The sequence below is a fragment of the Sphingomonas sp. AC435 genome, assembly GCF_979253005.1.
In genome coordinates this window covers 488109-494360 of the sequence record NZ_CEEDCJ010000004.1, presented here as the reverse complement: position 1 = coordinate 494360, position 6252 = coordinate 488109, and the positions used below count along the sequence as shown (strand labels likewise).

Annotated in this window: 5 protein-coding genes; 2 read left to right on the top strand and 3 right to left on the bottom strand. The window is 60.0% G+C overall.

Translation table 11 applies throughout. From position 1 onward, the window contains the following. Positions 1-124: 124 nt before the first annotated feature. Positions 125-763, bottom strand: a complete 639-nt coding sequence (locus AC0CH8_RS11410) for a hypothetical protein (protein WP_465239965.1) — start codon at positions 761-763, stop codon at positions 125-127. A 523-nt stretch (positions 764-1286) separates the two neighbouring features. Beyond that, entirely contained in the window at positions 1287-1721 is a 435-nt protein-coding gene (locus tag AC0CH8_RS11405; RefSeq protein WP_465239964.1) for a hypothetical protein, read from the bottom strand. A gap of 297 nt (positions 1722-2018) precedes the next feature. On the opposite strand from AC0CH8_RS11405, the gene AC0CH8_RS11400 reads away from it, so the two are divergent. Both AC0CH8_RS11400 and AC0CH8_RS11395 read left to right on the top strand, forming a co-directional pair. Then, the gene (locus tag AC0CH8_RS11400) at positions 2019-2603 is read left to right on the top strand and encodes a recombinase family protein (RefSeq protein ID WP_465239963.1); all 585 of its coding nucleotides are present in this window, start codon (positions 2019-2021) and stop codon (positions 2601-2603) included. Positions 2604-2867: 264 nt separating this feature from the next. Next, positions 2868-4655: a hypothetical protein gene (locus AC0CH8_RS11395; RefSeq protein WP_465239962.1), complete on the top strand. Its 1788-nt coding sequence runs from the start codon at positions 2868-2870 to the stop codon at positions 4653-4655. A gap of 70 nt (positions 4656-4725) precedes the next feature. On the opposite strand, the gene AC0CH8_RS11390 is transcribed toward AC0CH8_RS11395, so the two are convergent. Further along, entirely contained in the window at positions 4726-6219 is a 1494-nt protein-coding gene (locus AC0CH8_RS11390; protein ID WP_465239961.1) for a serine/threonine-protein kinase, read from the bottom strand. Between the last annotated feature and the right edge of the window lie 33 nt (positions 6220-6252).

The following is a 6252-nucleotide window of genomic DNA, read 5'->3' as shown; positions in this document are numbered from 1 at the left end:
TTCCAAAAAGGAGAAGGCTGCGACTTGACCCGCAACTCCGCGGGCCTGACATTACCCCCACGACCCGGGTCACTTCTCGATGAAAACGCCGGGTCAACTCTCAGTGAAAATCAACAGCCCGCCGCTACTTAGAGCACATCATGGTCTTGTGGGCGGCGTTAAGAGTCGGAAAAGCTAAAGTAAAAGGTCGATCCGATTGTACCGACATCCGTTTCTTGATTATCGGTTTGATTTTAGCGTCGGCAGACGCGAGGAATAGATCGTAGTATCCTTCCTGTATAAACTCACATGAATTTCCGACTTCGATGAGGTCAAGCATTAGCAGTCCTATGCCGGCCGTGAAGCCGATCGGCCCACCCTTCAGCAGCCCAGTTTTGCCACGGAGGTCAATGAGTACGGATGCTATAGTGGATGCGCAAACTACGGCCTGGTTATGACTGTAGGACCCGAAGGATTTGGACGAACTCAAAAATATCTTCGGACCCTTATCGCCCAGGTACTTAATCATAGATGCTTTTGTGAAGGCCGGTCCGCCATCTTGAAGGGCCCAAGCCATATAATCATATTGGTTTGTAGCAAACCACTTCAGAATGACCTTATGATCATTAGGTATCGGCAGCTTGTCGATGACCATCTGCACTAGAGCTTCTTTGCCGGCCCTCTTAGGTGCCTCAATCATACCTTTTACGTCAGTTCTGACGGACGAAAAGTCCAGCTTTATCGCTGGCATCAAATTTCCCATCATCTCGTAACTGTCAGTCACTCCGATGCACTCCCCGCCCGAGTCTGACAGGTGCATAACATTCCGGGCGGGATGTTGGAAGAACTGAAACCTGATGGAGTCCGCTCATGCTAGGGATCGCTTGATCGTAGGTCTCTTTTGACCGCCCACTTGCAGCGGCGCCCCGTTGCTTCGGCGTCCGTGCTTCTATTTGCCAGAGCAACTCTCAGGTATGCGCGGGCAAGCAATCTACTGCTCGCTTGCGTTCTTAAAGGTCGCCGCTGACGACACGAGAGTCCGAGTGGCTGTATCCGCGCCGCAGCGAACCCGTCAGTTTCGAATTGGACCCGGCCGATCGGCGCTGGGACCACGGCCGTAGCCCGGAGGGGACCCGCTAGCATTGGTTCCATTCACGATCGATCACGCCTGCCGAGCGGACGTCCAGCGGCGCTCGGGTCCGTCCGTGCCGTGGTGTGGCGTGTAGTGCTGGAGGGGTGTGAAGGGCTTAGCCGACATTGAGCTCTGGCCGATGCCTTGCCGCCGGGCATTGGCGACATTTGGCGCGTTAGACACATTGGGCGCGGTAGGCCCCGACCTTCGTGATGACACCGCCGGCTCGTACCTTGTTGCTCGTCCAGAGCAGCCAGCGGGCGCCGTCCGGCATCGCGTGGACGCTGTACGTCTCCATGACGCCCGACACGGAATAGGAAACAAGGGCCTGTAGCTCTCGACGCTGATCGTCCTTGCGGACCTCCAACACCGTGCCGCCATCCTCAGCTTCGTCGACCCACTCGCCCGACGCGGTCTTGTAGACGACGTGGAGTTGTCCTCCTTCATCATGCGCGAAGACGTAGCGCCCACCCGTGAGCCGATCGTCCTCCCAGTCCCCTCCGTCCTTGGGCTCCTGGTAGTACGCTCGGCCTATGGATGTCCCACAGGCGGCGAACACCTTGAGCCCTCTGGGAAGGCTTGTCGCTCCCGAAAGGTCTTCCTGGGGCATGGCGTCGCCTCGGCCACACGCAGCAAGCGCAAGGAGCCAGAGCGGTGCCAGAGCCGAGCCGCGCAAACGTGGCCGCCTGATTAGGTCTTGCTGCATGATCGATCATCCCCCGTTCCCCAAGGGGATCATGCACGATCGGAGCGGACCGTCCAGCGGCGGCGTCAGCTCGGCTCCAAAGTTCTAGGTTCTGAGTCATGCCTGAGCGCCGGGGCTCAGATGGTCCAAAAGGTACTTGACGGGGTTGTGAGGCATGCTCATAAGTGCGGCATACCTTCTGATCCACAGGACGCTACCGCCATGACCCGCATCGCATACTACCGCGTCTCCACAGGCGACCAGTCGATTGAAGCGCAGCGTCAGGCACTCGGCGGCCCTTTCGACCGTGAGTTCGAAGACGTCGGCGTCAGTGGTGCCGTGAAGGCCGGGGAGCGCCCAGGGTTCGCTCAGCTCCTTCAGTACGTCCGCGAGGGTGACACCATCCACGTCTACGCTATCGATCGTCTCGGCCGTGATGCGTTGGACGTGCAGGCGATGGTCCGCCACCTCCTCAACAAAGGCGTGATGCTGGACGTGCGGGGCCTTGGCGTCATCGGACGGGGCGTTGGGGAGCTCATCGTCGCCGTCCTGGCCCAGATGGCCGACATGGAACGCCAGCGCATCAAGGAGCGGTGCGACAGTGGGCGTGTAGCGGCGAGAGCGGCGCTGGAAGCGACTGGACGGACGCACAAGGGCAAGGAGAGCCTTGGGCGCCCGAAGGCCGCTGATGCCGCTGTCGTGCGGGCGTGGAGGGCTGAGAATGGCCCAGCGACCATCCGGCAGACGATGGAGCGCTTCGGGATCAGCAAGGCCACGGTGACGCGCTACTGTGGCGTAGTGGCCTGAGGTTTAATCGGGTGACGAAGGCGGTGTAAAGGTTCGTTGACACTAGGACTTCTGCGCCTGTCAGCTCCTTGCGGGTCGGACTGCTCATCGGTGTGGACGGGATTGAGGTGGACCGTCGATCGAAGGCCGAGAGGGAGCTGGAGGACACTTTAAGCCACTTATAGCCGCTATAAGCCTCCTTCCGATTGGACCCATTTATCATGGTCCATGATCCTTCAGGCCTCTAAGTTTGCATAGCTCCTATAAGAGACTTAAGGGGTAAGAATGGTGCAAACTTCCGATCATGCTGACGGTGCCTTAAGCCATGAGGTCCTCTCGACGAAGGCGTTCAGCGACCTCACGGCGACCCTGAGCACGTACGGTTCATCGCTAAGCACCGACGCCCATAAAGCCCTCTGGTCCGTCCTGACGACGATGGAAGCTGGTCTTTGGAACGAGTTGCCCTCGTCCTACTACCTGTCCGCTATCGACCCAGGGACCGGCAAGTCCCTCGCGGTCGCATTGTTCTTAAAGGCCTACAAGGACGCTGGGTTCTCACCGGCCACTGGCATCCTCGTGTGCGTCTCGCGGCTGGCAGAAGTCGAAACGTACCTGGCGGCCGCAGGGCTCGATCGGCACGAGGTTGCGATCCTGACGGGAGATGCGGCGCTTAATGCCCTCGGCGCCCCGGAGGAGCTCCACGACCAGGCGCCCGTGATGTTCACGACCCAACAGCGGATTGCAGCTCGTGGCGCCAAGTCCTCCATGAGCAGCTTGAGCGCCTTCTACTACCGAGGTCAGCCCCGCGCCCTCCGCATCTGGGATGAGAGTCTGGTCCTTGGGGATGACGCCACACTAAGCGTCGACGATCTAGGCGCTCTCCTGGCACCCCTTCGTACCCGGAAGCCGGCGATGGCAGCGGCAGTCCAGTCCCTGATGCTGGATGCATGGCAGGCACAGCCGCTTGGCGCTGTGATGGCGCCTGACGTCCTTTCAGGACCCTGGGGCACGCTCAGGGACAGGGAAGCCGTCAAGGAATTGGTGCAGCTCGCAGGCTGTCAGGTCCGCGCTGTGACCGTACCCGATGGTTTGCGTCTTGCGGGAGCGTCACCCACGATACCCGCCGACTTCGCGCCGGCCGTAATCCTGGATGCGTCCGGCAGGGTCCGAGAGAGCTACGGGCTCTGGTCGCGGCATCGTGGTGACCTGGTGCGCCTTCCGTCCGCCAGCAACGATTATCGGGATATGGTCCTGAACGTCTGGAAGCGTGGGTCGGGCAAGTGGACCTTAAAGGACCCCACGGCACGCCGCGACATTGCGAAGGCCGTAGCGGAGAAGGTTGGCGAGCGCCCAGGCGAAGAGTGGCTCATCGTCCACTACAAAGAGGGCGGTGCTGACCTTCTTGATGAGATACACGGGCTAGTCGGGCCTGACGTCGCAAGTCGCCTCCACGGGCTCACCTGGGGTAGGCACCACGGGACGAACCTATACGCCTACATCCGGAACGTCATCATCGTCGGCTATCCCAACTACGGGGCTCATGGCTACGTAGCGGCGGCGGCTGCGGCAGTGGGTGATGGCACGAGCCCGGAGCTGACACAGGAGGAGCGTGGGGCGCTCCAAGCGGGCGAGGTGGCCCATCATCTCCTCCAGGCTGTATGCCGCTCCAGTGCCCGTCAGGCCCTTAACGGCATCGCGGGGCAGTGCAGGGTTCACCTCTGCATCTCCAGCCTGCCCGGACTGGACGCGATATTGGAACGGTGCTTCCCCGGCCATCAGCGGCGGGAATGGGAGCCTGTCGAGCGTGAGGAGCTTCCGGGGCGGAGTGGTGATGTCGTCCGCTACCTGGCCGGACGCTTCGCGGAGAGCGCAAGCGTGATCGTGCAGAAGAAAGAGCTTCGCGAGGCGATCGGGCTCCACAAGACGGTACTGGCCCGCGCCTTAACCGATGAGGGCGTACAGGACGCGTTGGACGCGATGGACGTGGAAGTGCACCACTTCTTCTTCGCTAGGCGGGCGGTGTCGTTCGATCCGCTTCCGGACGGTGGGTTCGTCTGGAGCGATTTAGAATAGATCGGGCGGGGAGCAGCTCAGCAGGACGAATAGCAATCGCACCGAGCTAGGCCGCCACGCCCGAAAAGCATCATTCAAAGAACCTCTCGCTCAGAGGAAGCTGGTTCGGCGGCCTGAGCTCGCCTCCCGCAGCTTTTGCAAATAGTCCCGTCCAACGATTGATGAAGAAGGATATGTCCTCAGCATCGATAGTGAAGGGTCCATGAGCGATGGCGAAGCCACCCATTATAGGCTGCATTGCAGAGTAGAACGTCTCCTGCGTTGGCGGAATGGCAGTTGGCGAGTCGTTCATCCCAGCCGAAAATTGCCGATAGAATGAAACCTCGCGCCAGCGGAACTCGTTATCTTCGGGTGTCCTCGCGAATGCCAACACGGCCGAGAAGGTGTAAGTCTCTGGATCGTGATAACTAACCCGGTTCAACAAACATCCTAACGCCACGCCGGAATAGGCTGCAACCTCCCAATCACCCCGCGTCGGGCTTCCAGGGCGTGCGGCAGCTCGACGATCTATCGGCACTGGCGAGTCCCACGACAGAGACGCAGGGCCAAGCCGCAATGCTCGCGATCCAACGCTGGTATTCGGGGCGTCGGCAACAATGGCGCTCTTGAGTTGCTCCATGATGGCCGTGAGGTCGTTTGCGCCCTCAATGCCAATCGCTCGCCATTCTGCGGCAGCCGTTACTTCAGCTGCGTGTGCAGCCTCAGCAGTTGCCGCAGCCTCTGCGATTGCGTTCCCTGCTGCTGCCAGTGCTGCGCGAGGGCCGGCGGCCGGCAGAGCGTTGTCGGTCAAGTCGATCAAGGCTCCAACGCGATCAAGGCCCGGACGCACGGCTTGCGTCTTCCTCAGCATGTGGTTGAGCAGCCCTCCTAACCGAGCATCAATATCCTTAATGCTCGGGGGTGCGCGGTGTAGGTGGCCTTCGCGAACGTCATCGACGTCACCAGTGAATGGCGGGTTGCCTGTCAACAGAGTGTAGATGATACATGCGAGAGCGTACACGTCCGTGGCACCGGTTGGGCGCTCTCCAAGCCACTGTTCAGGAGCAGCATAGGTTGGCGTCAAAGAGCGTCGAAGGGTGTCTACCGACGTGGAGTCTTCCACGAACTTAGCTATACCAAAGTCGGCAATCTGCCATCGCCCTTCCCGGAAGAGGACGTTGCCTGGCTTAAGATCACGATGCACAATACTCGGAACCTCCTGAAGGCCCGAAATTATTTCAACTATGATCGGCTTAGCCTCGGCCCATGTAAGGCTTCCTTTGGATACAAGGTAATCATGCAGGCTGTAATCGCACTTAGGCATCACCAAGTGATAGCCAGCGCCGTTTGCATCGAGGCCGAAGTCGTAAACTGGAACGACATGGCGGAAGCTCTTAACCGCAAGCGCCTCCCCTATTTTCATTTCCCGATGAGCTGCGGCACCAGCAGTCAGTTTAAGCCGCTTTATCGCTACATCGCCAATCGCACCAGTTCCGCTGAATACCTCGCCGAAGCCCCCAGGTGGGCCAAGCCGATCGGCCTCATCATACCGCCATTCATGAGACTCAAGCCGGATAACGGGCATGCGCGGTTCTCTCCTCGGATGTAAAAAGCGCGG

Coding starts and splice junctions, on each gene's coding strand:
- AC0CH8_RS11395 (WP_465239962.1), top strand. CDS start 2,868: ATGGTGCAAACTTCCGATCATGCTGACGGTGCCTTAAGCCATGAGGTC.
- AC0CH8_RS11400 (WP_465239963.1), top strand. CDS start 2,019: ATGACCCGCATCGCATACTACCGCGTCTCCACAGGCGACCAGTCGATT.
- AC0CH8_RS11390 (WP_465239961.1), bottom strand. CDS start 6,219: ATGCCCGTTATCCGGCTTGAGTCTCATGAATGGCGGTATGATGAGGCC.
- AC0CH8_RS11405 (WP_465239964.1), bottom strand. CDS start 1,721: ATGCCCCAGGAAGACCTTTCGGGAGCGACAAGCCTTCCCAGAGGGCTC.